Annotated in this window: 22 protein-coding genes and 1 tRNA gene; 12 read left to right on the forward strand and 11 right to left on the reverse strand. The window is 64.1% G+C overall.

Annotated features, from left to right (window positions below):
• Positions 1-267 precede the first annotated feature (267 nt).
• On the reverse strand, positions 268-2,919 hold the full coding sequence (locus tag ASE85_RS07660) for a M1 family metallopeptidase (RefSeq protein ID WP_056686133.1): 2,652 nt from the start codon (positions 2,917-2,919) through the stop codon (positions 268-270).
• A gap of 277 nt (positions 2,920-3,196) precedes the next feature.
• Positions 3,197-3,658, reverse strand: coding sequence for a preQ(1) synthase (gene queF, locus ASE85_RS07665; RefSeq protein WP_056686136.1), 462 nt, complete (start codon positions 3,656-3,658; stop codon positions 3,197-3,199).
• Between the two features lie 89 nt (positions 3,659-3,747).
• Here queF and ASE85_RS07670 point away from each other — a divergent pair, with 89 nt between their 5' ends.
• From ASE85_RS07670 to ASE85_RS07695, 6 genes are all read left to right on the forward strand, one after another.
• Positions 3,748-5,055, forward strand: a complete 1,308-nt coding sequence (locus tag ASE85_RS07670; protein WP_056686140.1) for a hypothetical protein — start codon at positions 3,748-3,750, stop codon at positions 5,053-5,055.
• A gap of 73 nt (positions 5,056-5,128) precedes the next feature.
• Positions 5,129-5,974, forward strand: a complete 846-nt coding sequence (locus ASE85_RS07675) for a sulfurtransferase (protein ID WP_056686278.1) — start codon at positions 5,129-5,131, stop codon at positions 5,972-5,974.
• A complete protein-coding gene (gene metC / locus ASE85_RS07680) occupies positions 5,971-7,188 on the forward strand; it encodes a cystathionine beta-lyase (RefSeq protein WP_056686143.1) in 1,218 nt (405 codons plus the stop codon). Before ASE85_RS07675 ends, metC begins: the two co-directional genes overlap by 4 nt.
• Positions 7,189-7,192: 4 nt before the next feature.
• Positions 7,193-8,446: a mechanosensitive ion channel family protein gene (locus ASE85_RS07685; RefSeq protein ID WP_056686146.1), complete on the forward strand. Its 1,254-nt coding sequence runs from the start codon at positions 7,193-7,195 to the stop codon at positions 8,444-8,446.
• A gap of 257 nt (positions 8,447-8,703) precedes the next feature.
• A complete protein-coding gene (locus tag ASE85_RS07690) occupies positions 8,704-9,444 on the forward strand; it encodes a TorF family putative porin (protein WP_056686281.1) in 741 nt (246 codons plus the stop codon).
• Between the two features lie 213 nt (positions 9,445-9,657).
• A complete protein-coding gene (locus ASE85_RS07695) occupies positions 9,658-10,179 on the forward strand; it encodes a sterol desaturase family protein (RefSeq protein ID WP_056686149.1) in 522 nt (173 codons plus the stop codon).
• Between the two features lie 78 nt (positions 10,180-10,257).
• Here ASE85_RS07695 and ASE85_RS07700 read toward each other — a convergent pair whose 3' ends face one another.
• The 7 genes from ASE85_RS07700 to ASE85_RS07730 all read right to left on the reverse strand — a co-directional run bounded on the left by ASE85_RS07700 (position 10,258) and on the right by ASE85_RS07730 (position 16,737).
• Positions 10,258-11,655, reverse strand: a complete 1,398-nt coding sequence (locus ASE85_RS07700; protein ID WP_056686152.1) for a sensor histidine kinase — start codon at positions 11,653-11,655, stop codon at positions 10,258-10,260.
• The gene (locus tag ASE85_RS07705; RefSeq protein ID WP_056686155.1) at positions 11,652-12,371 is read right to left on the reverse strand and encodes a response regulator; all 720 of its coding nucleotides are present in this window, start codon (positions 12,369-12,371) and stop codon (positions 11,652-11,654) included. Before ASE85_RS07705 ends, ASE85_RS07700 begins: the two co-directional genes overlap by 4 nt.
• A 119-nt stretch (positions 12,372-12,490) precedes the next feature.
• A complete protein-coding gene (locus ASE85_RS07710) occupies positions 12,491-13,147 on the reverse strand; it encodes an EF-hand domain-containing protein (RefSeq protein ID WP_056686158.1) in 657 nt (218 codons plus the stop codon).
• A 121-nt stretch (positions 13,148-13,268) separates the two neighbouring features.
• Complete coding sequence (locus ASE85_RS24290; protein WP_327196612.1) at positions 13,269-13,922, reverse strand: methyl-accepting chemotaxis protein; 654 nt, start codon at positions 13,920-13,922, stop codon at positions 13,269-13,271.
• A gap of 77 nt (positions 13,923-13,999) precedes the next feature.
• A complete protein-coding gene (locus ASE85_RS07720; RefSeq protein ID WP_056686161.1) occupies positions 14,000-15,217 on the reverse strand; it encodes an argininosuccinate synthase in 1,218 nt (405 codons plus the stop codon).
• A 144-nt stretch (positions 15,218-15,361) separates the two neighbouring features.
• Complete coding sequence (locus tag ASE85_RS07725) at positions 15,362-16,141, reverse strand: hypothetical protein (protein ID WP_235523400.1); 780 nt, start codon at positions 16,139-16,141, stop codon at positions 15,362-15,364.
• Between the two features lie 407 nt (positions 16,142-16,548).
• On the reverse strand, positions 16,549-16,737 hold the full coding sequence (locus ASE85_RS07730; protein WP_056686167.1) for a DUF4169 family protein: 189 nt from the start codon (positions 16,735-16,737) through the stop codon (positions 16,549-16,551).
• A 116-nt stretch (positions 16,738-16,853) separates the two neighbouring features.
• On the opposite strand from ASE85_RS07730, the gene ASE85_RS07735 reads away from it, so the two are divergent.
• A complete protein-coding gene (locus ASE85_RS07735) occupies positions 16,854-17,852 on the forward strand; it encodes a LacI family DNA-binding transcriptional regulator (RefSeq protein WP_056686171.1) in 999 nt (332 codons plus the stop codon).
• Between the two features lie 3 nt (positions 17,853-17,855).
• Here the strand turns inward: ASE85_RS07735 and ASE85_RS07740 are convergent.
• Positions 17,856-17,929, reverse strand: a tRNA-Gly gene (locus ASE85_RS07740).
• Positions 17,930-18,039: 110 nt separating this feature from the next.
• Between ASE85_RS07740 and ASE85_RS07745 the strand changes: the two genes are divergently transcribed.
• The 4 genes from ASE85_RS07745 (at position 18,040) to ASE85_RS07760 (ending at position 23,665) form a co-directional block, all read left to right on the forward strand.
• Positions 18,040-19,011, forward strand: a complete 972-nt coding sequence (locus ASE85_RS07745) for a LysR family transcriptional regulator (protein WP_056686173.1) — start codon at positions 18,040-18,042, stop codon at positions 19,009-19,011.
• A 117-nt stretch (positions 19,012-19,128) separates the two neighbouring features.
• Positions 19,129-21,282 carry a TonB-dependent receptor gene (locus ASE85_RS07750; RefSeq protein WP_056686176.1) on the forward strand — a complete coding sequence of 718 codons (2,154 nt, stop codon included), beginning with the start codon at positions 19,129-19,131 and terminating at the stop codon, positions 21,280-21,282.
• A gap of 129 nt (positions 21,283-21,411) precedes the next feature.
• Positions 21,412-22,527: a DUF47 family protein gene (locus tag ASE85_RS07755; RefSeq protein ID WP_056686179.1), complete on the forward strand. Its 1,116-nt coding sequence runs from the start codon at positions 21,412-21,414 to the stop codon at positions 22,525-22,527.
• A gap of 139 nt (positions 22,528-22,666) precedes the next feature.
• Positions 22,667-23,665 carry an inorganic phosphate transporter gene (locus ASE85_RS07760; protein WP_056686181.1) on the forward strand — a complete coding sequence of 333 codons (999 nt, stop codon included), beginning with the start codon at positions 22,667-22,669 and terminating at the stop codon, positions 23,663-23,665.
• A gap of 74 nt (positions 23,666-23,739) precedes the next feature.
• Here ASE85_RS07760 and ASE85_RS23490 read toward each other — a convergent pair whose 3' ends face one another.
• Positions 23,740-23,916, reverse strand: coding sequence for a hypothetical protein (locus ASE85_RS23490; RefSeq protein WP_200928326.1), 177 nt, complete (start codon positions 23,914-23,916; stop codon positions 23,740-23,742).
• Positions 23,917-24,055: 139 nt separating this feature from the next.
• On the opposite strand from ASE85_RS23490, the gene ASE85_RS07765 reads away from it, so the two are divergent.
• Complete coding sequence (locus tag ASE85_RS07765; protein ID WP_056686183.1) at positions 24,056-25,459, forward strand: helix-turn-helix domain-containing protein; 1,404 nt, start codon at positions 24,056-24,058, stop codon at positions 25,457-25,459.
• Positions 25,460-25,463 lie beyond the last annotated feature (4 nt).

A 25,463-nucleotide genomic window follows, 5' to 3' on the forward strand; every position in this document is an offset into this window, starting at 1 on the left:
AGATACCCCTTGATCCGGCTCCATTGCTCGTCCGTCAGCACCCGTCTGCTCAAAGATCGTCTCCTTCAACGACCTTGAATCAGATCTCATGCAAAATGGAAATCCTATGAATGCAGACAGCGCCTAGAGCATCATGCGGAAAAGTGGGAACCGGTTTTTCGCGTAAAACGATGCGAAAACAAAAGCTAGAGCGCGCGACCTGCATCGGATTTAACCCAGCGCGCTCTAAGACGAAAAGGGCGGCGGATTGCGCCGCCGCCCCCTCGCTTATTTCTTCGCGAACCATGCCGCGGTAGGCGCCTTCAACCGGCCCCGCGTCTCGATCCGCGTCGCGATCGCAGCGATCGAGCGATCCACCACCTTGCGCGAGTCCGGCGTCAGATATTGGGTCGCATAGGCGTCCAGCTTCGTCACCATCGCCGGATCGGCCGACCCGCCGCCCAGCCGGGCCAGCGCCTGGCTGCGCGCCGATACGTCGATCAGCGCCTCATATTGCGCCTTGTGCGCCAGCACATAATCGACCGCCTGCATCGGATGGGCGCTGCCGACCTGGCTGATGATCGCCGCGCTGGTGGTCTTGCCCGGCTCGTCGGTCAGGGCAAGGTCGAGCGCCTGGCCTGTCAGCTTCTCATCCTTCGCCTTGCCCAGCAGCGCATAGACGGTGCTCTTCTCCAGGTCGCTCTGCGCACCCTTGGCCATGGCGCGCAGCTTGTCCCACGTCGCCTGATCGGCATTTTGCGCGATGATGCCCAACCACACATTGCGCAGCGGACCGTCGAGCGCAGCCGGATTGCTCGCCAAAGCGGCAAAGCGCTTGTTGGCTTCCGCCACCACCGCCTTGTCGCCCATGCTGCCCAGCGTGGATACGAGGCTGGTGCGCAACACCGGCACCTGCGGCCCCTCGCCGGCCTTCGCGTCATAGCCTATCGCGGCCAGCGCCGGGGTCAGCTTACGACCCGCATAGGCCGCGACTTTCGCCTGCGCAGCGGCATTACCCTCCAGCATGTCATAGCTGCTCTTGAGGTAGGACGGCACCTCGGCCAGCACGGCGGGGCTGCCATTGGCCGGCACCGCATCCACCAGATCCAGCGCCAGCCCTATCGGCTGATACCCGCCCAGCGCCAACTGGAAATTGTCCGCCATCAGGCCGGTCTGGTCGATGCTCGCCAACTGGCCGAAGCCCTTGGCCAGCGCCTTCACATTCTCCGCCGGATAGAGCGAACGATAATAGCCCGTCTGCCCCGCATTGATGACATAGGCGCCGCAGCCGGGCAGCGTGACCTGCCCCTTGCCGCCCGACAGGATCAGCCGCTGCGCCTCTCCGCCCGTCGTCTGCGCCTTCACCGGCACGTTCCAGCTTTGCGGCGTCTTGCCCTTGTCGTCGCGGCTATATTCGCCCTGGCTCAGCGTCAGTACAGTGCTGCCGCCCTGACATAGGGCGCTCTCCACCTTGACCAGCGGAATGCCCGGCTTCGACGTAAAGTCATGCGCGATGCTGACAAGCCCCTTGGCGCCCGCGCCCTCGACCGCCTTCCACAGGTCGTCGGTCACGGTGTTCCCGTACGCATGGGCCTTCATGTAGGACTGGATACCGGCCTTCCAAACATCCTCGCCGGCATAGCCTTCCAGCATGGTGATGACGGCTTCGCCCTTCTGATAGGTGATGGCGTCGAACGCCTGATTCACTTCATCGACGGTATGAATCTTCTGCACCACCGGGTGGGTGGTCTTGAGCGCGTCGAGACTCATCGCCCGCTCGCGCCCGTCGACGCGCGACAGCAACGTCTCCCATTCCGGGTTCAGCTTGTCCGTCACCTTGGTCGCCATCCAGCTAGCGAAGCCTTCGTTCAGCCACAGATCGTCCCACCACGCCATGGTGACGAGATCGCCGAACCACTGATGCGCCATTTCATGCGCCGCGACTTCGTAGATGGTGCGCTTGGTTTCTTCCGACGTGAAGCGCGGATCGACCAGCAGCGTACGCTCGAAGGTGAAGATCGCGCCCCAATTCTCCATCGCGCTGAAGAACTGGCTCTGGCCCGGTCCGGCAACATTGTCGAGCTTGGGCAGCGGGAAGGGCACGCCGAAATAGTCGTTATAATAAGGCAGGATCGCCGCCGACGCATCGAGCGCCAGTTGCGCCTTGCCGGTATTGCCCTTGCCGGTGATGACGCCGACTTCGACATTGCCTGCCATCTTGGTCGCGCGGTCCAGTTCGCCCAGGCCGAAGAACAGCAGGTAGGACGACATTTTGGGGCTGGTGCCGAACGTCACCAGCTTCTTGCCGCCGCCAATGTCTTTGCTTGCCTTGACCGGCATGTTGCCGACCGCAAGCTGATCCGCCGGCACTATGGCGCTCAGGTCGAAGGTCGCCTTATAGCTCGGCTCGTCAAAGCTGGGGACGAAGCGACGGGCATCGGGCGCCTCGAATTGGGTGAAAAGCGCGCGCTTCGCCGCACCGGCATTATCGGTGTAATCAAGCGCGAACAGGCCATTCGCCTGCTGGTTGATGATGCCGGCATAGACGATGTCCAGCTTGTAGCTGCCCGGCTGCACCGGCTTGCCGAAATCGAACGTCACGGTCTGCGCATTGGCATCGACCTTCGCCGTGCCAGTGATCGCCTTGCCCTTCGCAGGGGTCAGGGTGACGGTTGAAAATGTCAGGTCCGCCGCATTCAGCACCAATGCGGGCAGAGCGGTCGCTACGTTGACGTCGATCGTCACCTTGCCATTGAACTTCAGGTTCGCCGCGTCGGGCGTCACTTCGATCGCATAATGGCTAGGCGCGGCCCCACGCGGCAACTGGGTGGTGATGCCGGCGGCGGGGCCGGTGGGCGCAACCGGCTGGGCCAATGCGGGCGTCGCATAAGCGACCGGGGCAGCCGCGATCAGCAGCGGCAGGATTTTCTTGAACGACATAGGGTTTCAGACTCCGACACGTCTTGAAAGCGACATGAGATAGTATCACGCGCCATATGAACGTCGGATCGCCCCTTTGGCTGCACGGGTCAAGTGAACTCCGCGCAAGATTATGTCGTTGGTCGAACCCTGTCGGGCGTTCGTCAGTCAGAGAAACAGGATGACGGTGAGGTCGCTCGTCATTTCGTTCAGGTGGAGCCGGGAAGCGTGATGTTCGAGCACCGGAGCGCAGAACAGCGCGCTTCGCCGGCGCGCATGGTCGGAATGACGAGTGACCTCAGCCCCGCCCGCGATAGCCCGGCACATCCTGCGCCGGCAGCCATAGCCCGGCGGGGGGCACATCCGATTGCCAGAAGACGTCGATCGGAATGCCGCCGCGCGGATACCAATAGCCGCCGATGCGCAGCCAGACCGGCTTCATCTCGTCGAACAGACGCTGGCCGATGCCCACCGTGCAATCCTCGTGGAAAGCGGCATGGTTGCGAAAGCTGCCCAGGAACAGCTTTAAGGACTTCGACTCCACGATCGTCTCGGCCGGGGCATAGTCGATCACCAGATGCGCGAAGTCGGGCTGTCCCGTCACCGGGCAGAGCGAGGTGAATTCTGGCGCGGTGAAACGCACCAGATAGGGTTTGCCGGGGCGGGGATTGGGCACATAGTCCAGCACGGCCTGTTCGGGGCTGGTGGGCAGGGCGCTGGTCTGGCCCAGATGCAGTGGGTGTGTGGGAAGGTCGGTCATGACCGGCCATCTACGCGATTGCACGGCTGATGTCAGCCTTTCGCATTGTTCACTTGCGGTTCAGCCATTCTTGTGCCTTGGCTTGGGCCATGGGGTCTCATATTCGTCCGTTGCTTTTCGCCGCGCCGCTGATGCTGGTTGCGCCTGTCCATGCCCAGCAGACTGACGCCCCGGCCGGCGGTTTCCAACTGCCGCCCACAGGCAGCACGCCAGCGCCTGACCCCAATCGGCAGGGACCGGAACTCAATGTCTATCGCGATCCGGTGACGCCCAGAGCGAGCCAGCCTGCGACTCCGCCAGTCGTCGCACCCACGGTCACGACGCCGCCCGCCACGGTGCAGCCGACGCCGCGAACCGGCCGCCCGCGCACGACGCAGGCTACCCCGCCGGCTGAAACCCGTCCGTCCCGGCCCGCCGAGCGGAAGACACCGCCGCCACCACCTGCCCAGACGCGCCCGACGCCTGCGGCACCGGCACCGGCACCGGCACCGGCACCGGCCGAACCTGCCCCGGTCGAAGCGGACAACGCAACCGCCAACAACAGCGCCCCGGCCACGCCACCCGCCCAGACGCTCCCGGCCACCGCCGCCAATGCGGTCGACAGCCCGGAGCCCGCGCCTACCGCCACCAGCGTGCCGGCAGAAGAAGGCGTCAGCCTGCCCTGGATCATCGCCGCCATCGTCGCGGCGCTGGTCGTGCTGGCCGGCCTTGTCCTGCTGCGCCGCCGCCGGCCAGCCGCATCACGCGACGTGGCACCCGCCCCGGCCAGCGCTCCAGCGCCCGTCGCCAAGCCCAGGGCAGCCGTCCCGCCGCCGCCTGCGCCCGAACCCGCCGAAGCCCTGCATGTCCCTGCCGCAGCCCCGGTCACCGCGACCGACCGTCCCTGGATCGACATGGACATGGCCGTGGGTCAGGCCCGCTATTCGCTGATGGGCGTGACGATCAGCTATGCGCTGATCCTGCACAATCGCGGCGACCGCCCGGCACAGGATGTGCTGATACGCGGCATGCTCGGCAATGGTGGCGCGCAGCAGCAGGCGGTGCTCCAGGGTTTCTTCACCGGCCAGGACGGCCTGCCGCTGCACAGCGCGGTAGCGATCGCGCCGGGCGAAACGATCCAGCTCAATGGCGAACTGCGCCTGTCGAGCGACGAAATCGTGCCGGTCGAAATGGGGCAGCGCACCCTGCTCATCCCGCTCGCCGCCTTCGACGCCGCCTATCGCTGGGGTGCGGAGGCCGACGATCCGGTCGGTCAGGGCCGCACCGCCCGCGCCTTCATCGTCGGGCAGGAACAGGAACCGCCAGCCGCCCGGCTCGCGCCGTTGCGCCTGGATCAGGGGCCGCGCCAATATCGCCGCCCCGCCGCCCGCGCCGCTGCCGAACTCACCCCGGCCTGAAGCCCCCTTCCCAGCCCCGGCTCGGCATCCTAATACTAGCCCCAAAGGCAGTATGAACGCCGAAGGGAGCCGCATGACCATCTTCGTTTCCACCGACTGGCTGGCCGGCCAGCAGGGCGCGCCCGACCTCGTCATCCTCGACGCCAGCCTGTTCCTGCCCGGTACGCCGCGTGACGCGCGCGCCGAGTTTGAGACCGCCCATATTCCGGGCGCGGCTTTCATGGACCTGCCGACCCTCGCCGATCCCGCCGATCCGGTGCCGGGCCAGTTGCCCCCCGACGACATGATGACGCAGCGGATGCAGGCGCTGGGCGTCAATGCCGACAGCCGCATCGTCGTCTATGACAACAGCCCGACCCACAGCGCCGCGCGCGGCTGGTTCATGGCGCGTGTCTATGGGCTGGGCGCTTCTGCCGCGATCCTCGACGGCGGCCTGCCCAAATGGGTCGCGGAGGGCCACCCGACGGCCAGCGGCGTTCCCGCCATCGCACCCGGCAACGCCGTCGCCCGGCTCGACCGGACATATGTGCGCAGCAAGGCCGACATCCTCGCCAATCTGGACAGTGGCGACGCGCAACTGCTCGACGCCCGTGGCGCCGGCCGCTTCACCGGCGCGGAAGCGGAACCGCGCCCCGGCATGGCATCGGGCCATATTCCCGGCAGCCGCAACATCCCCTCCTCCGCCTTCTTCACTGCGGATAACCGCATGAAGCAGGGCGATGAGTTGCGCCGCCTGCTGCTGGACGCCGGCACCGATTTCGACCGACCGATCATCACCACATGCGGCAGCGGTGTGACCGCCGCGATCATCCTCGCAGGCCTTGAATCGCTGGGGAAGGCCGACGTCGCCCTCTATGATGGCAGCTGGTCCGAATGGGGTTTCGATCCTGCGACACCGAAAGCGACAGGCGCAGCATGAGCGATACGGACAACCGCAAGCCCCTGACCAAAGTTGCGCAGGCCGGCCGCAAGCCGGAATGGACCGGCATGCCGGGCCAGCCCGGCGGCATCGTCAGCCCCCCGGTGTGGCGCGCCTCCACGATCCTTTATGACGACGTCGCCCATCTGCGCAAAGCGGCGGGTAGCAGTACGCATGAGCGCCTCTTTTACGGGCGCAAGGGCACGCCGACCGCCTGGAGCCTCGCCGACGCGCTCACCGAAATGGAGCCGGGGGCGGAAGGCACGATGCTCTTCCCTTCGGGCGTCGCGGCGATCGCCTGCGCGCTGATGGCGGTATTGAGGCCGGGCGACCGGCTGCTGATGGTCGACAGCGCCTATGACCCGACCCGCAATTTCTGCGAGCAGATGCTAAAAAGTTACGGTATCGAAACGATATATTATGATCCCACAACTGTCCAACTCGATGTCTATCTTACCGATGGTCCAATCCGTGCGATCTTTCTGGAAAGCCCCGGCAGCCTGACATTCGAGGTGCAGGATATACCCGCCCTCACCGCCTGGGCGAAGACGAACGGCGTCGTCACGCTACTCGACAACACCTGGGCGACCCCGCTCTATTTCCCGGCCATGGCGCATGGCGTCGACATTTCCATCCTGGCCTGTACCAAATATATCGTCGGCCATAGCGATGTTATGATGGGCAGCGCCACGGCGAATGCCGACTGGTTCGGCAAGATTCGCCAGACCGCCTATCTCTTCGGCCAGATGGTCAGCCCGGACGATGCCTGGCTCGCGTCACGCGGCCTGCGCACCTTGGGCGTCCGGCTGAAACAGCATCAGGACAGCGCCCTTGCCATCGCCCATTGGCTGACGGATCAGCCCGACATCGCTCGCGTGCTTCACCCCGCGCTGCCTGACTGCCCCGGCCATGCCCTGTGGCAACGCGACTTCAGCGGATCGACAGGCCTGTTCAGCTTCGTCCTGAAAGGCGGGAACGAAGCTGCCCGCGCCGCCCTGATCGACGGCCTCGCCCATTTCGGCATCGGCTATAGCTGGGGCGGCTTCGAAAGCCTGGCCTTGCCCGTCGACCCCGCCCGCTACCGCAGCGCCACGCAATGGGAGGCGGAAGGCCCCACCGTCCGCCTGCATATCGGCCTTGAAGACCCGGCCGACCTGATCGCCGATCTGGACGCCGGCCTCGCCCGCTTCCGCGCGGTCCGGGACGGAGCCTGACGCGATGGGACCGGCTCTGTCCGACCTGATCGGCCTGCTGCCGGGCGATCCCGACATCGTCCAGCCGCTGGTCGCGCTGGCCCTGTCCATCCTGCTCTACGCCTTCGCCTGGGGCCTGGCCCGGCTGTGGGCCCCTCGTCTGCGCCGCCGCCTGCCGTCACTGGGCGACGCGATGGCAGGCCATGTCCGCGCCATCGTGCGCCATGGCGCCGCCGCGCTGTTGCTGACCCTCGCTCTGCCCTTTTTTCCGAAAGATGGGCTCGGCCATCTCGTTCTTGGCATGACGCTGGGCGCCGCCGTGGCGTTGCTGTCCATCCATATCCTGAAGGGCCTTGCCATGCCGCGCTGGGCGGTGGTGCCGCTTGCGCTGATCCTCTTCATCCTGATCGTCTCGGGCAGCGGCGGCGGTATCGCACCTGTCAGCGAAATGCTGGACGGCATCGGCATGAATCTGGGCAAGCGGCGCATCACCCTGCTCGGCCTGCTGTCGATCGCCGCCACCTGCGTCGCGCTCTTCGCCGCCGTCCGCCTCGCCAACAGGGTGATCAGCCGCTCGATCCAGAAGGCCGACAGCTTCGACCCCACGCAGAAATTGCTGGCGCAGAAACTCGCCGCCATCACAGTGATCGTCGTCGCCTTCTTCATCGGCGTCGACCTGCTCTCAATCGACCTCACCGCCTTCGCCGTCTTCTCTGGCGCACTCGGCCTTGCCATCGGCTTCGGCCTGCAAAAGACGTTCGGCAACCTCATCGCGGGTATCATCCTGTTGATGGACCGCTCAATCAAGCCGGGCGACGTCATCGTCGTGGGCGACAGTTTCGGCTGGGTGAACAAGATCGGCGTGCGCGCCGTCTCCGTCATCACCCGCGATGGCAAGGAGCATCTGATTCCGAACGAGAATCTGATGACGCAGGAGGTGGAGAACTGGTCCTATTCCGACCGCAACGTCCGCGTCCGCATCCCTGTCGGCATCGCCTTCGACAGCGACCTGAAACTGGCACAACGTCTGATGCTCCAGGCCGCGCAGGAAAGCCCGCGCGTGCTGCGCAATCCCAAGCCCAATGTCTGGCTCACCGCGTTCGGGGAGAGCCGTGTCGAGCATGACATCCTCGTCTGGATCAGCGATCCGGAAGGCGGCGTCGGCAATGTGAAGTCGGACGTGCTGGGCCGGGTCTGGCAACTGTTTCGCGACCATGGCATCGCCATCCCCTACCCGCAGCGCGTCATCCATCAGGCGCCGGATCGCCAACAGTCATAAAGTCAAAAACCCGCGCAAATGCGAGGTGCGACCGCGTTTGGCGGCCGCGCTCCCGCATGACCGCGACTGTATTTTTTTGCAGTCTACAAACATTAAAGAAGTAACGACATCATAGAGCAGTAAATTCTTGTGCGTCGCAGCGCGTGGAGGCACATCGAAGGCGTTGAGGCAGCCGGCCCATCCCGAGCGGGGGAAGCATGGAGGCCGGCGTCTGGACGCAGGCGGGACGATCGCAGAACCACCATCAAGGGGTTCCCATGCGTAAGTCCATCATCGGCATCTCGGCCCTCGCTCTTGCGGCGTTCTCGATACCTGCCATAGCCCAGGACGAGCCCACGCCCGAGATCACCGTCACCGGCAATGCAGCCGTCGTGACCGATTATCGCTTCCGCGGCATTTCGCAGACCAACAAGAAATTCGCGCTTCAGGGCGGCATCACCGTCAGCCACGCCTCTGGCTTCTATGCCTCGATCTGGGGCAGTTCGATCGACGAATATGTCGCGGCCGGATCGGATCAGGAACTCGACCTGATCGGCGGCTATTCGACCACCGTCGGCGCGGCCACGATCGACGTCGGCGTCCTCTATTATTACTATCCGGGCAACGCCGGCCAGAACACCGACTTCGTCGAGCCCTATGCCTCGGTCAAGGGCACCTTCGGTCCCGCCACCGCCAAGCTGACCGTGAACTATGCGCCCAAGGCGAAGGCGCTGAGCGTCGATAATGGCAAGGAAGACAGCCTCTATGTCGGCGGCGACCTGTCGGCCTCGATCCCCAACATCCCGCTTGGCGTCTCGGCGCATCTGGGCCACAGCTTCGGTCCCAGCTATCTGACCATTGGCGATGAATATACCGACTGGAATATCAGTGCGACCTACACTTGGAACCACCTGACCTTCGGCGTCTCCTATGTAGACACCGACAAATCCTCCTATACCGCGGCCGGCCATAATATCAGCAAGGCGGGCGTGGTTGGATCGCTGACCGCATCCTTCTGATCCGCTTTCCCTTTTTCGGGGGTGAACCGGGCCGCGATCTCTCCAGAAGTCGCGGCCCTTTCCTTTGCCTTGCCCAGAGCATAGTGCTCCTGCGAAAGCAGGATTCCAGGGGTCGAGCGGGATACCTTATCGCCCCGATCGCCATTTTTGCAGAAGCAGTGCGCTCTAATTACGGGGTCGCCACCCCGGCTCACCCAACCTATATAGGCGATCATGTCGCCCATAATCCTCATGCTGCTCTTCATCGCCACGATCGCCGCCATGGAGGGATTTGCCTATGTGATGCACCGCTGGGTGATGCACGGCCCCGGCTGGTTCCTCCACGCCAGCCACCACCGCCCCCGGACCGGCTTTTTCGAGGCTAACGATCTCTATTTCGTGATCTTCGCCATGCCCTCCATCCTGCTGCTGCTGGGCGGTGTGCAATGGGGCTGGGGCAATTGGGCAACGGCGGTGGGCGCGGGCGTGGCCGCCTATGGCGCCATCTATCTCGGCTTCCACGATATCATCGTGCATCAGCGGGTGCGCAACCGCTATGTCGCCCGCTCCCGCTACATGAAGCGCATCGTCCAGGCCCACCGCCTGCACCATGCTGTCGAAACAAAGGAAGGCACCGTCAGCTTCGGCTTTCTGGTCGCTCCCCACCCCACCGCCCTGAAACGCAAGCTGGCCGACCGCAACCGCCAAGGGGTGCGCGCCGCCAGAGGGCGGCGGGGTGTGGATGCGAAGATATGATTTGGGTGATTAGGCGACACACGCTTCCCCCTTCGAGGGAGGGGAGAAAACTGTCAGCTTCCGGTCGTTAGCTGCGCTTCAAGCCGGCAGCACAAGGCTGGCTTCCAGACCGCCTTCAGGACGATTTTCCAGCCGTAGTTCGCCCTGATGTTCTGCCATGATCGCGCGGACGAGGGCAAGGCCCAAGCCCGCCCCGCCTGTCTCGCGGTTGCGGGAGCCTTCCAGACGGGTGAAGGGTTCGAGCATTTCCGCCATACGGTCCTGCGCGATGCCCGGGCCTTCGTCGGTGACGGCGATGCGGAGCGCGCCATCTTCATGCAGCACCTTCACATGGGCGCGGTCGCCATAGACGATGGCATTTTCGATGAGGTTGCGCAGCGCACGGCGGATCTGCCGCGGGCGGACGAAGGCGACGGCACGGTCGCTGTCGGCCAGATCGACGGGCGATCCCAGTTCGATGAAATCCTCCACAACTGCGTCGGCCAGTGCGGCAAGATCGACCTTCTGCGCCGCTTCCGTACTGCGGCCCGCGCGAGCGAGTGAGAGGATATCCTCCAGCATGCGGTTCATTTCATCGATCGTCTCGGACATGCGGACGCGCTCGGCTTCATCCTCGACCGATTCGGTGCGGACCCGCAGCGAGGCGAGCGGGGTGCGCAGGTCGTGGCCGATCGCACCCAACATCCGGTCCTTTTCATCCAGCATGGCGATGATGCGCGCGCGCATGGCGTTGAAAGCCAGGGTGAGGTCACGCACGTCGCCGGGACCGCGTTCGTCCACCGGATCGGCGGCACCGGTACGGGCAAATTGCTGGGCGGACCCGGTGAGTTGCTTGAGCGGCCGGGCAAGACGGCTGCCGACCCAGAGCAAGGGCAGCAGGACGATGCCATAGAGGATCAGCGTCTGGCCGATCAGCCAGCCGCCAAAGCGCGGTGAGCGATTGCCGATGCGCGCCTCCGTCGTCACCCATCTACCCGGTTTATATTCGACCGCCAGGCTGAGGCGACCGACGCGCCGGTCGCGCATGGTTTCACCCGTTGCGCGGCTGCGTATCTGTTCCCAGCGGCGCATGGGCATGACACGGCTGTCCTCCGCCGCCGCGACCGAATGGACGGTGAGGCCGATATCGTCGAACATCGCTTCCGCCCGCGCCTGTACGTCGGGGCGCGCCCTGCCCTCCAGCACGGGGCGGGTCGTGGTAAATTCAACATTGCGCCGGTCGGGCCGTTCGCGACCCGCTTCGCGCAGGGCCGGCTCAAGCGGGCGATCCGGGCGATCGGGCCGGCGATCGGCACGGGCATCCAGCGCGTTGATGACACGATAGACGACCGGTGCGGTCTGGCTGGTCAAGTCGACCCTGTTGCGTTCACGCAGCAACAGGCCGAAATTGATCGCCTGCGCCACGAACAGCGCGATGGCGATCAGGATGATGATCTGACCGACCAGGCTTTGCGGCCAAAGACGAAGCCGCCTCACAGTTTTCGGACTTCGGCCGACAGGGTGTAGCCCCCGCCCCATACGGTCTTGATCAGCGTTGGGTTTTTGGGGTCCGGCTCGATCTTCTTACGCAGGCGGCTGATCTGGTTGTCGATTGCGCGGTCGAAGGCATTAGCCTCGCGGCCCTGGGTGATGTCGAGCAGTTGGTCGCGGCTGAGTACGCTATTGGGCCGGGTGGCGAAGGCCAGCATCAGATTATACTCGGCGGTGGACAGCGGCAGCGAGACGCCCTCGCTGTCCACCAGCGTGCGTTCCTGCGTCTTGAGCAGCCAACCGGCGAAGCTGTAATTCGCGCCATCGGGCGCGGTGACGCGCTGGCCGCCGGTGGCGACGCGGCGGAAGATCACCTTGATCCGGGCGACCAGTTCGCGCGGGGAAAAGGGTTTGAGCACATAATCGTCGGCACCCATTTCGAGGCCGACGATCCGGTCCGTTTCCTCTGTGCGGGCGGTGAGCAGGATGACGGGAATTTCGCTCGTCTCGCGGATGTGGCGGCAGAGCGAGAGGCCGTCTTCCCCCGGCATCATGATGTCGAGGATGACGAGGTCGATCGCATTGGCGTTGAGCCGCACCCGCGCTTCGGCAGCGCTTTCCACGGCGGTGACGCGAAAGCCGTTGCGCGCGAGATATTGCGCCAGCGGTTCGCGGATCGAACGCTCGTCGTCGACGAGCAGGAGATGGGGTCGTTCGCTCATCGTGCCTGTCTGTCATGGCTGGAGAAAGGTTGGAAGAGCGAAGCTGAGGGGAGCAGCCCCGCCCTTCCAAGGGTTCGGCACGGCGCCAGGGGAGGAACGCCGTGCCGGGATGCAGTGCGTCAGTCGGCCGGAGGGGGCGGCGGGGCGTCATGGCCCGGACCGCGCTTGCCCATGGGGCCGCGCATTTGCGGACGAGCGGCCTTCAGTTCGTCGGCGGTGACGAAGCCATCCTTGTTGGTATCAGCCTTGTCGAACATGGCGAGTGGGCCAGCCATAAACTCGGCCTTGGTAGCAGTGCCGTCCTTGTTCGCGTTGCCGAAGCCGGGACCGCCGCGCATCATCATGCCGCCACGACCGGGGCCGCGATGGCCGCCCTTGCCCCAGCGGTGCCGGTCGGGCTTGCCAGCTTCGTCACGCTTGTCGGCGCGAGCCTGATGACCGGCGGTGAATTCGGCTTTGCTGATCTGGCCATTCTTGTCGGTATCAAGGGCGACGAACCGTTCATCCAGGCGCTGCTGGCGGCGCAGGTCCCGATCCTTCGGCGTCAGCTGGCCGTCGCGATCGACGTCCATCTTCGCGAAACGGGCTTCCAGCCCCGCGGTCAGTTCCGCCTTGCTGATCTTGCCGTCCTTATTGCTGTCGGCCATCGCCATCAGGCCACCGCGCGGGCCGGGGCCACCGTCGGTGCCGGGCTGGGCGTAGGCCAAGTGGGTAGCCGCGAGGCCGCCGACGAATAGCGATCCAACCGCAACGGTAGTGAAGAATTTGCGAAGCATCTCTGTCTTCCTTCTTGGGTCTTGCTGAACGGCGGTTCGCCGTCCTTGAAACCGTTTATGAAGGCCAGTTGTCCCTTAGATATGTCAGGTCAGCGGACAAAATGTCGCAATTTGTATCTTTTCAGCCGGCGATGATCGCCCGCGCCCGACTAGTCGCGGCCTGAGTATCGACCGCCAGTTTCTTCACTTCCGACGCGACGACGGAAAAGCCGCGTCCGGCGTCACCGGCACGGGCAGCCTCGATCGAAGCGTTAAGGGCGAGCAGGTTGGTCTGGCGCGCGATGCCGTCGATGGCATCCACGATGCTGCTGACTTCACCCAGCACATGCTCGACCACGCTGCGACGATCGCTTTCCTGCTGACGCAAACGCTGTTCCGCCTCCTCCCGCGCGGCGATGGCGCGATATTCGGCACTGATATCGTTGGCGAATTTAATCACACCGGTCTGGGTGCCGTCAGGCCCGATAATGGGATTATAGCTGCCCCTGATCCAGACCTGCTGCCCGCGCGCGTCCCGCCGGCCATAGGCACCCGTGTCGAAATGGCCAGACAGGAGGTGCTGCCAAAAGAGCGCATAGTCGCGCGACCGGGCATAGTCGGCATCGCAGAAGATGCTGTGATGCCGGCCCTGCACCTCGTCAAAGCGATAGCCGAACAACGCCAGAAAATTATCATTAGCGCCTGTTACGCGGCAATCGCGATCGAACGTGACGATCGCCGTCGAGCGATCCATCGCCCGAAAGATCGTGGCGGCTTCCAGTTCAGGCCCGTGCACAGCATAACTCCATCATGGAGCCTATGCTGTGCAAAGATTAACCTGTCGATAACCCCGGAAGGGAAGCCGCGACTTGATCAGCGGTCGCGGCGGCCCAGCAAACGCAAGCGCAGCGCGTTCAGCTTGATGAAGCCCGCCGCGTCGCGCTGGTCATAGGCGCCCGCGTCATCCTCGAATGTGACGACCTTTTCGCTGTAGAGCGAGTAAGGCGACTTGCGGCCGACGACATAGACGCCGCCCTTGTACAGCTTCAGGCGAACGGTGCCCGTCACCTTTTCCTGGCTATGGTCGATCGCGGCCTGAAGCATTTCGCGCTCCGGCGAGAACCAGAAGCCGTTATAGATCAGCTCGGCATATTTGGGAGCGAGTTCGTCTTTCAGATGCGCGGCGCCACGGTCGAGCGTGAGTTGCTCGATGCCGCGATGGGCGAGGTGATAGATGGTGCCGCCCGGCGTTTCATACATGCCGCGCGACTTCATGCCCACGAACCGGTTTTCGACCAGATCGAGTCGGCCGATGCCATGTTTGCGGCCATATTCGTTGAGCGTTTCGAGCAGGGTCGCCGGCGACATGCCGACGCCGTTGATCGCGACGCCATCGCCCCGTTCGAAATCGACGGTGATATATTCGGGCGCGTCGGGCGCGTCTTCCGGGTTCACTGTGCGCGAATAGACATAGTCCGGGGTTTCTTCCCACGGATTTTCCAGCACTTTGCCTTCCGATGAAGTGTGCAGCATGTTCGCGTCGGTCGAGAAGGGGCTTTCGCCACGCTTGTCGCGCGGGATCGGGATCTGATGCTTTTCCGCGAACTCGATCAGCTTGGTGCGGCTGGCCAGATCCCATTCGCGCCAGGGCGCGATCACCTTGATATCGGGGGCCAGGCCATAATAGCCCAGTTCGAAGCGGACCTGGTCATTGCCCTTGCCGGTCGCGCCATGGCTGACGGCGTCGGCGCCCAGCATCTTGGCGATTTCGATCTGGCGCTTGGCGATCAGCGGACGGGCGATCGAGGTACCGAGCAGGTAGAGGCCTTCATAGAGCGCATTGGAGCGCATCATCGGGAAGACATAATCCTTCACGAACTCCTCGCGCAGATCGTCGATGAAGATATGTTCTTCCTTGACGCCCATCAGGCGGGCCTTGGCACGGGCCGGCTCCAGTTCCTCGCCCTGGCCGAGATCAGCGGTGAATGTCACCACTTCGCATTGATAGGTCTGCTGGAGCCATTTCAGGATCACGCTGGTGTCGAGACCACCGGAAAAGGCAAGGACGATGCGGTTGATCTTCTCTGACATGGCTGGGCGATTCTTCCGTTAGCAAGGCGCGGTAATGACCGGCGCGCCGGTAACAGCCGATCGCCCAAAGCGCAACATAAGCCGCTCAGGAAAAGGGACGGAGAGCCGAGTGGTTCTCCGTCCCTTTCAAGGATGGTTTACGCCTTACTTGGCGGGACGCGGGCGCAGGAAGCCCGACGAAGCCCGATCACTGCCAAAACGATAGACGGTCTGGCTGCGATCGGCAGCCGGGACGGTCGCGGGCTCGGCATAGGTCGCCTGCGGCACGGGCGGCGCGACCGAGGCCGCTCCACGCTGCGCGATAAGATATTGCGCGCGACGCAGACGCTTGGTGCGGGTGCGGAACGGGTTTGACGCGCTGGGCGCTTCGGCAACCATCGCTTCCAGCGTGGCGTCTTCACCAAAGCGCGGGCTGGCCATTGTGGGGCGCGCGGCAACCGGCACAGCCATGGCCGGCATCGGGGCCACAGGAACAGGCACGGGTTCATAGTTAGGCGCGATTACGTCTTCCTCATCCGGACGGCGACGGCGGACCAGCGCGGCGCCGCCCAGACCCAGCAGGAGCAGAGCGCCACCACCGAGCGCCCAGAACAGCGCCTGATCGGTCCGCGCTGCGACCGAATCAACTGATGCGGCGATTGGCACCGATGCAGCTTCGGGCACTGGCTGGACCATCGGTGTGGCCGGTAGCGTCGCTGGGGCTGATTCGGGCCTTATTGCAGCGGCGACCGGCGCTGGCGCGGCAGCGCGGAGTGCAGGCGACGGACGTGCCGCAGTGGGCACCGAAGCGGCACGTTGCGCCGTGCGCGGCGCGGTTGCGTCAGGCGACGCCTTTTCCGCTTCGGCAGCGGCAGTCGCGGCGGCGATACGCTCGTCGATCGACGGGGTCGCCTGCACCACAGGCTGGCCGGGCGTGAACTGCATGGCGGGCTTCGAGGCGGCAGGCTCCGTTGGGGCGGCCATCCTCGATGTAGCTGGCGCTGTTGGAGGCATGGGCGCGGCGGCAGGCGCGGCATCCGGTACCATGATCGGTGCGGCCGGTGCCGCGACAGGCACATCAATGGCCTGAGCCAGCAGCGGGGTGGCGGTCAAAGCCAGAACAGCGGCAATCGCGGCCCTGGCGGGGCGGTTTGTGCGAATATTTCCAGTCATAGTGATCGGTCAACGACCGAATTCGCGATTCAACGCAAAGCCAGGGTCAGAATCGCGACGAATTGTTATGGAGGAACGTCAAGATGATGAAGATGAATATTCGTTCACTTTAACATGAACGCAAAATTTACAGAATTTGATGAAGTCATCACTTCTTCATGGAGGAAATAGAATCAATTTTACTTGTCCTCGCCGCGATCTCGTCTGGCCCCGTCCAGCAGGGCCATGTGGCGCTGCTTTTCCATATCGTCTGCGTGCCGCTGCGCTTTGGTCCGGCCAAAGCGGGCGCGATTTTCTTCGGCAAGTTTCGCCTTGTCGGTCCGCGCCTTTGTTTTGCGCACCTGACGCAGATTGACGATGTCGGTCATGATCGGCTCCTTGTCGCGCCCTGTCCATCGACAGCCGCAGCACGACCATAATCTTCCGCCCCGCCTGTTGCCAATGCCTCTTGCCAACCCCTATCGGCTGTCGCCATGGTTTATCCATGACCAGTATCCACGACGTTGCAGCGCTCGCCCAGGTTTCGATCAAGACGGTATCGCGCGTCGTCAACAAGGCCCCCAATGTCAGCCCCGAACTTAAAACGCGGGTGGATGAGGCGATCAGGCAGCTGGGCTATCGCCCCAACCAGTCGGCGCGGCGGCTGGCAGGAGGCAAGTCGTTCATGATCGCCTTCCTCTACAACAACCCCGCGCCCGGCTATGTCAGCCGCATCCAGATCGGCGCGGCCTGGCGTTGTCGGGAACTGGGCTATCATCTGGTGGTGGAGCCGATCTCGATCGGTGGCGAGGAACGCTATGAAGTGCTGGAGCGGCTGGTCGGGGCGCTGCGGCCCGACGGCGTGCTGCTGGTGCCGCCGCTGTCGGACGATGAGGGCCTGCTGGCGCGGCTGGCGGAGATGAAGCTGCCCAGCGCCCGGATCGCCGGGTCGGTGACCGCGGCGAGCTTCACGATTCATACGCCCGAACGCGCGGCGGGGCGAATGGTCGCCGACCATCTGATTGCACTGGGCCATCATCGCATCGGGGTCATCACCCCGCCCTCCAACCACCGCGCGGCGCTGCGCCGGGTGGAAGGGTTCCGCGACGGGCTGGCGGCGGCAGGCATCGCCGTCGATGAAAGCCTGTTCGTGGAGGGACGGTTCGATTTCACGTCGGGCATAGAGGCAGGCGAGGCGCTGTTGGCGCTGCCCCAGCCGCCAAGCGCCGTCTTCGCGACCAACGACGAAATGGCGCTTGGGGTATTGACGCTAGCCCATCGTATCGGCCTTCGCGTGCCGGAGGATCTGTCGGTGACGGGTTTCGACGATACGACCGCCAGCCTGACATCCTGGCCGCCGCTGACCACGGTGCGCCAGCCTTTGGAGGATATGGGCCGCTCCGTGATCGACGCCCTGGCCAACGGCCCGACCGACGCGCCGGAATTTCTGTTCACGCTGATCGAGCGGGGCAGTTCGGGACCGCCGGCGGGGGATGCTGGATAGCGCTGGAGCGGGTAGCGGGGATCGAACCCGCATCACAAGCTTGGAAGGCTAGTGCTCTACCATTGAGCTATACCCGCCCGGCAGGAGAGCGCCCTGCCATTATCGGGTAGCGCTCGTCAACCATGATTGCGTCGCAAGGCGAAGATCGCCCCTTAACCGCCTGCATCATTTGTTCTATCACCCGATTATGAACAGCCCTTCCCTGCGCCAGTTGGATATATTCGCGCAGATGGTGGCAGCCGGCAGCGTGACGCGCTGCGCCGCCGATTTGGACCTCAGCATCGAACAGGTCTTGCAAGATCTGGCATCGCTGGAGATGCGGCTGGGCTATCGACTGTTTGATGATCTGGACGGCGCGACGCGGCTGACGCCGGCGGGGCGCAAGACCGCGCAGGCGATGACCCTGCTGTCGCAGGATGCGCCCGCGCCGACCGAAGCGCCGATGGAGGAAGTGCTTCCGCCTGAAACCGAACCCGACATACCGCCTGTTCCCGCCATCATTCCAGTCGCTACGCCGTCACTCATCGTGCTGGAGGGACCGCCGCGAAAGGTCATCACCCTCGCCGCGCCCGCCCCGGTCTTCGGCCAGCTTCAGGACGGCCTGTCCGCGTTCGAAGCGGCGAACGAGGATATCGCCATTACGCTGGACCTGCATGTCCATACGGCGGAGGATGCGGCGAGCACGCTGGCCAATGGACGAGCCGACATCGCCTATTTCTATGCGCTGGAGGAGCCTACAGACTTCGGCTCACGCTATGGCTGGTCCGAGCAGCTCAACCTCTACGCCGGCAGCGACCATGCGCTGGCGCGGGCCGACAGCGTCAGCCGCGACGATCTGGCGCTGACGCCGATGCTGGCGCTGGAAACGCGCAGCGGCCTGCGCGACATTATCGACGCGGCGCTGGCAAAGGGTCGCTTCCACAACATGATGCCGATGCTGGAAAGCGACAACATGTTCGAGATCATCGCCGCGTTGCGGGAAGGCGCGGGCTGCTTCGCGGCCTTCGGTACGCTGGCCCGCGATATCGGCCGGATGAGCGGCGTGCAGCGGCTGGCGCTGGACATGCCACTGCCGGCGATCGAGATACGCCAGGCAGTCGCGCCGCGATCGACGGAAAAGCCGGCGGTCGAGGCGCTGGCGCAGTTCCTGTTCCTGTAAAATCATGACGAAGATTTAATGTCGCATCGCAGCGAAAATGCGGCGAATCGACCTTGATATGATGTATCATCCTAGATACAGGGTCACATCAGACCAGAATCAAAAGGGTTGATCCTCATGTCCCGCTTTCCGTTGCTGCGCGCCGGCTGCGCTTTGTCCGCGTTGTGCCTTGCCTTCCCCGCCTTGGCCGAGGAGGTTGCTGCGCCCGACCAGGCCTATCATGACGATGCCAAGTCCGACATCGTCGTCACCGCGCTGATCCCGCGCCGGCAGGGCGACATATTGTCCGGCACATCGGTTCTGACCGGCGAGAAGCTGGTCCGCGACCTGCGCCCCAGCATCGGCGAGACGCTGGCGCGCCAGCCGGGCGTGTCGGCCACCAGCTTCGGCCCCAACGCCTCCCGCCCGATCCTGCGCGGTTTCCAGGGGGAGCGCGTGCGCATCCTGACCGACGGCATCGGCAGCTTCGACGTGTCCAATACATCGGTCGACCATGCCGTCGCGATCAACCCGCTGACTGCCGACCGGATCGAAGTGCTGCGCGGCCCGGCCGCACTGCTCTACGGGTCGTCGGCGATCGGCGGCGTGGTCAATGTGATCGACAGCCGCATCCCGCGCCGCGTGCCCGACGAGCCGATCCATATCGACGGCATCGCCACCTATGGCAGCGCCGCGAACGAGCGGACGCTGAGCGGCGAGGTCGAGGCGCCGATCGCGCAGAATTTCGTGATCCATGTCGATGGTAGCTGGACCAGGACGGACGACCTGCGGACTGGCGGCTATATATTGTCCAAGCCGATGCGGGCGATCGCCGCCCAGTCGGACGACGCGGAAATCCGCGAGGATGGCCAGTGGAAGGGCAAGCTGCCCAACACCGCCGCCGAGACGTGGGAGGTCGCCGGCGGCTTCGCCTATGTCGGCACGGGCGGCAATCTGGGCGTGTCGGTATCCCACAGCGAAAACCGCTATGGCGTGCCGTCGCGGATCGACGTGGCCGAGGATCAGGACCATGACGGCGAAAATCATGACCATGACGAGCCGGGCCACACCCATGAGGATGTGACGCTGTCGATGAAGCAAACCCGCGCCGACCTGCGCGGCGAAGTGGCGACCGGTGGCGGCTTCCTGGACAGCATCCGCCTGCGCGCGGGCTGGGCGCAATATCAGCATGAGGAAATCGAGCCGACCGGCGAGGTGGGCACGACCTTCAAGAACCAGTCGATGGAAAGCCGGCTGGAGTTCGTGCAAGCAAAGCGAGGCGGCTGGGACGGCGCATTCGGCGCACAATTCTTCACCCGCCGGTTCGAGGCGGTCGGCGAGGAGAAGTTCCTGCCGCGCAACGAGACCAACCAGTTGGGCGTCTTCACGCTGCAATCGCTGGACCTGGGCGACACGCGGGTCGAGGCTGGCGGCCGGTTCGAGCATACCGACCTGTCGGCGGTGGCCGATGATGATCTGTTCACCGCAGGCGGCCGCCGCAACTTCAACGCCCTGTCGGGATCGCTGGGCATCAGCCAGGCAATCATGCCCGGCTGGCGCGTGGGCCTGAACCTCTCGCGCAGCGAACGCGCGCCGTCGGCGGAGGAACTGTTCGCCCGCGGCAATCATGCCGGTACGCAGGCGTTCGAGTTGGGCAACGCCGATTTCAACAAGGAAAAGAGCTGGGGCGTCGAAGGCACGCTGCGCGGTCAGGGCGAAGGCTATAGCGTCTCCTTCTCCGCCTATCATAACTGGTTCAGCGGCTTCATCTACGATTCGATCGTCGATGACAGCGTATGCCAGGCCGCCAATGGCGGAGCCGAGCTGGAATTTCCCTGCTATGCCTATAATCAGGCCGACGCCCGCTATTATGGCTTCGAGGCCGAAGGCAATGTGAAGCTGGCGCAGGTCGGCAACTATGTGATCAACCTGGATGGCGTGGCCGACTATGTCCGCGCGACCATCAAGGGCAGCGGCCCGGCGCCGCGTATTCCCCCGCTGCGCCTGCTGAGCGGGATCGAGGCGCAGAGCGACCGGATCACCGCGCGGGCCGAAGTCGAACATGTGTTCGAGCAGAACCGGATCGCCGAAACCGAGACGCCAACCGATGGCTTCACCTTGGTCAACGCATCGCTGGCCTTCAAGCCGTTCAAGGGCAATGATCGCACCACGCTGATGCTGTCGGCCAACAATATCTTCGATGTCGAGGCCCGCCGCCACGCCAGCGTGCTCAAGGATTTCGCACCGCTTGCCGGGCGCGACATCCGCGTGACGGCGCGCTTCTCGCTGTAATCTCGCCATCACGCCGCTCCCCGGCGAAAGCGGGGTCCAGTTCAACGAATCAGGACTGGACCCCGCATTCGCCGGGGATCAGGCTGCGCATAACATTGCCTTTTGTGACAATATCGTTACAGGCAGTCCATGCGCCAGATCGCCGCCTTGCCCTATACGACCGACGCCAATGGCGCGATGCAGATCCTGCTGATCACATCGCGTGAGACGCGGCGATGGGTGATCCCCAAGGGGAACCGGATCAAGGGCATGGCCGGCCATCGCGCAGCCGAACTGGAAGCCTATGAGGAAGCGGGTATCCATGGCATCGCCTGCCCCGCGCCGCTTGGCCGCTATCGTTATGACAAGCGCAAGCGCAACGGGAACTCGCGCGAGGCGACTGTCGAGGTTTTTCCGCTTGCGGTCACCGGCCACCTGACGCAATGGCCCGAACAGGGTCAAAGGGAACTGCGCTGGTTCCCGGTAGCCGACGCTGCAAAGGCGGTGGACGAACCGGATTTGCAGTCGATCATCGCGGCCTTTCGCGAACCGCCCGCCAATCCCGGCTGGTTCTTCCGGCTGTTGCTGGCGATCCGCGAAAAGCAAAGTGAAAGGACTGGAATGCTGCGCTGGTTTCATGCGTTGATGCCCAAACAGGGGCGCTTCTTCGAGCAGTTCGAGGATCACGCCGCCACGTTGGTCGTCGGTGCGGACGCGCTGGCCAAGCTGCTCAAGGGCGGCCCGGACATGGCGCAGCATATCAAGGAAATATCGGACCGCGAGCATGAGGCGGACGATATCATCCGCGATGTGTTGCAGGACGTCCGCCGCATCTTCGTCACCCCGTTCGATCGCAGCGCTATCACCGGCCTGATCGGCGTCATGGACGACGCTATCGACCAGATGAACCAGACCGCCAAGGCGATCGCGCTTTACGAGGTGAAGGATTTCGCCCCGCAGATGCAGGATATGAGCGCGCTGATCGTGGAATGCGCACGCATCACCGCCGAAGCAATGCCGCTGCTGCGTTCGCTCAACCTCAATTCCACCCGGCTGCACGACCTGACAGAGCGTCTCGTCAAGCTGGAGGGCCATGCCGACATCCTGCACGAAGCCGGGCTAAAGGCCCTGTACGAACAGGCGCGTGCCGGCAATCCGATGGACTTCATCGTCGGCAACGAGATTTACAGTCATCTGGAAAAGGTCACCGACCGGTTTGAGGATGTCGCAAACGAGATTTCCGGCCTGGTCATCGACCACGCCTGACGCTTCACCTTCCCACATGTCCCGTTCATTTCGAGCATAGTCGAGAAACGGCCAGGGCAGTCATCTCGTTTCTCGACTCCGCTCGAAACGAACGAATCTAGGATGCTTCCGATCCATGCAGGACAGAGTCTAACCCGCCATGGACCCCATCGCCCTCCCGCTGCTGATCGCGTTGATCGGTGTCGCCTTGCTGTTCGATTTCCTGAACGGCCTGCACGACGCCGCCAACTCGATCGCGACCATCGTGTCGACCCGTGTGCTGAAACCGCAATATGCGGTTGCCTGGGCCGCCTTCTTCAACTTCATCGCCTTCCTCTTCTTCGGCCTGCATGTGGCCGAAACGGTGGGCAAGGGCATTGTCGACGCCAGCATCATCGACCCGCAAGTGATCTTCGGCGCGCTGATGGGGGCCATCGCCTGGAACCTCATCACCTGGGGGCTGGGCATCCCGTCATCATCCAGTCACGCCCTGATCGGCGGCCTGCTGGGCGCGGGGACTGCAAAGGCGGGACTGGGTGCGATCGTGTGGAGCGGCGTGTTCAAGACCAGCGCGGCGATTGTCATTTCGCCGGCGGTCGGCTTGTTTCTAGCGCTGATGCTGGTGCTGATCATCAGTTGGATTTTTCGCAAGTTCACGCCGCAAGGTGCGGACCGCGTGTTCCGTAAGCTGCAACTCGTCTCCGCCTCGCTCTATTCGCTGGGCCATGGCGGCAATGACGCACAGAAGACGATGGGGATCATCGCCGTCCTACTTTATTCGCAGGGTATGTTGACCGGCGGTTTCCATGTCCCGTTGTGGGTCGTGCTGAGCTGCCAGGCGGCGATGGGCCTCGGCACGCTGCTGGGTGGATGGAAGATCGTCCACACAATGGGATCGAAGATCACCCGCCTTACCCCGGCTCAAGGTTTCTGCGCGGAGACGGGTGGCGCGATTACCCTGTTCATGGCGACCCATCTGGGTATTCCCGTGTCCACCACCCATACGATTACCGGCGCGATCGTCGGCGTGGGCGCATCGCGGCGGCTGTCGGCGGTGCGCTGGAACGTGGCGTCGAGCATCATTGTGGCCTGGGTCGTGACATTGCCCGCGTCGGCCGCGATCGGCGCGCTCTTCTATGGGCTGACGCGGCTGTTCTGAGGATCGGTTTAAGCGAACGTAGCAAAGGGCGCGGGAGTGATCCCGCGCCCTTTATGTCTGGCCCTTCCGATCTTTCAGGCGACGCGACCCAAACGATGGTAGAGATTGGCATATTTGATCGATTCCGGCTGGTCCTGCACTTCTTTGAGGTAATGGGCGATAGCAGTGCGGATCAGGCCGAAATCCTGCTGGGAGAAGACGGCGCGCGAACGGCTCGGCTCGCGGGTCTGGTCGATCGTTTCGGTGGTCATATTTTGTCCTCGCGGTTAGGCTCCGTTCGAGCCGATAGACAACGAGTTAGACAGGTAAATCGCATCCTGTAAGACCGATGAGTGGCCGCCAGTCATAATCTAATTTGGTCATTTAGTCATTCTATGACATTATGACTTTATGGCAGAGCTGACCGACCGCAAACTCTATCTGGGGCCGAAGCTGCGCATGTTGCGCCGCGAACTCGGCCTTAATCAGACTCAAATGGCTGAGGAACTGGGCGTGTCCCCCAGCTATCTCAACCATCTGGAGCGCAACCAGCGGCCGTTGACGGCGCAGATGCTGCTGCGGCTGGCCAACACGTATGACATCGACATTCGCGACTTCACCGCGCAGGCGCAGGAGGGCGGTCCGGGCGAATTGGGCGAGATATTGTCCGATGCGCTGGTGCGCGACATCGGCATCGCGCGGGACGAAGTGCTGGAGGTGGCCGAAAATTATCCCGGCGTCAGCGAAGCGATCGCCCGATTCTATCGAGCGTTGAGCGATTTGCGCCGGCTGCCGGGCGATACGCTTGAACGTAGCGGTCCGGCGCCTTTGGTCGCGCCGGTCGACTGGCTGCGCGACACGATCGCAAGGGCTGGCAATCATTTCGCGGAGATCGACGCCGGCGCCGAGGCGATCGCCGCCGACTTGCCGGAAGATCCTGCGCTGTTGCAGGCCGAGTTGCGTACGCGCCTGAAGGATCGGCATGGAATGAGCGTGCAGGTCGTACGCGGCGATGTGCTGGCGGGAAGGCTGCGCCATTATGACATGCACCGGCGGCGGCTGTTGCTGAGCGAGCACCTGCCCGCGTCCGGGCGGCTGTTCGCCATCGCCTATCACCTTGGCGCTCAGGAACTGGCCAACGCCATCGCCGCGCAGATTGGCCGTGTAACGCCGCCCGATGAGGATAGCCGCAGGCTGGCGGTGATGGCGCTGACCAACTATGCTGCCTCCGCGCTCATCATGCCCTATGACCGCTTCCGCCAGGCGGCGGAGCAGAGCCGGCACGACCTGCCGCTGCTGCGCGACCGGTTCGGCGTGTCGACCGAGCAACTGGCGCATCGGCTGACCAGCCTCAATCGTACCGGCGCGCGCGGCATCCCCTTCTTCATGGCGCGGATCGACCGGGCCGGGATCGTGTCGAAACGCTTCGACGGCGAGGCCTGGCCCTTTGCACGCTTCGGCGGCACCTGTCCGCGCTGGGATGCGCATGGCCCGCAGGAGGCCGATCGGGTGCAATCACAGTTGATCGAGACGCTGGACGGCAAGCGGTTCCTGACGCTGGCGGTGGGCCTGCCTCAAGGCGCGGCGCGCGGGCGTGGCGTCATCGCGCTGGGGTGTGAGGCGAAACATGGCGGCAGGATCGTCCATGCCGACGCGATCGACCTGGACAAGGGCGATGCCACCGCTGTCGGGCCGACCTGCCATTTGTGCGAGCGGCGCGATTGCCCCGACCGGGCCTTGCCGCCGGTCACGCGGGCGCTGGACCTGCACAGTTATGAACGGACGATCGCGCCGTTTCCATTTCGGCGGGTTTAGAGTG

Origin of the sequence: Sphingobium sp. Leaf26 (genome assembly GCF_001421665.1) — a bacterium.
Classification (GTDB): domain Bacteria; phylum Pseudomonadota; class Alphaproteobacteria; order Sphingomonadales; family Sphingomonadaceae; genus Sphingobium.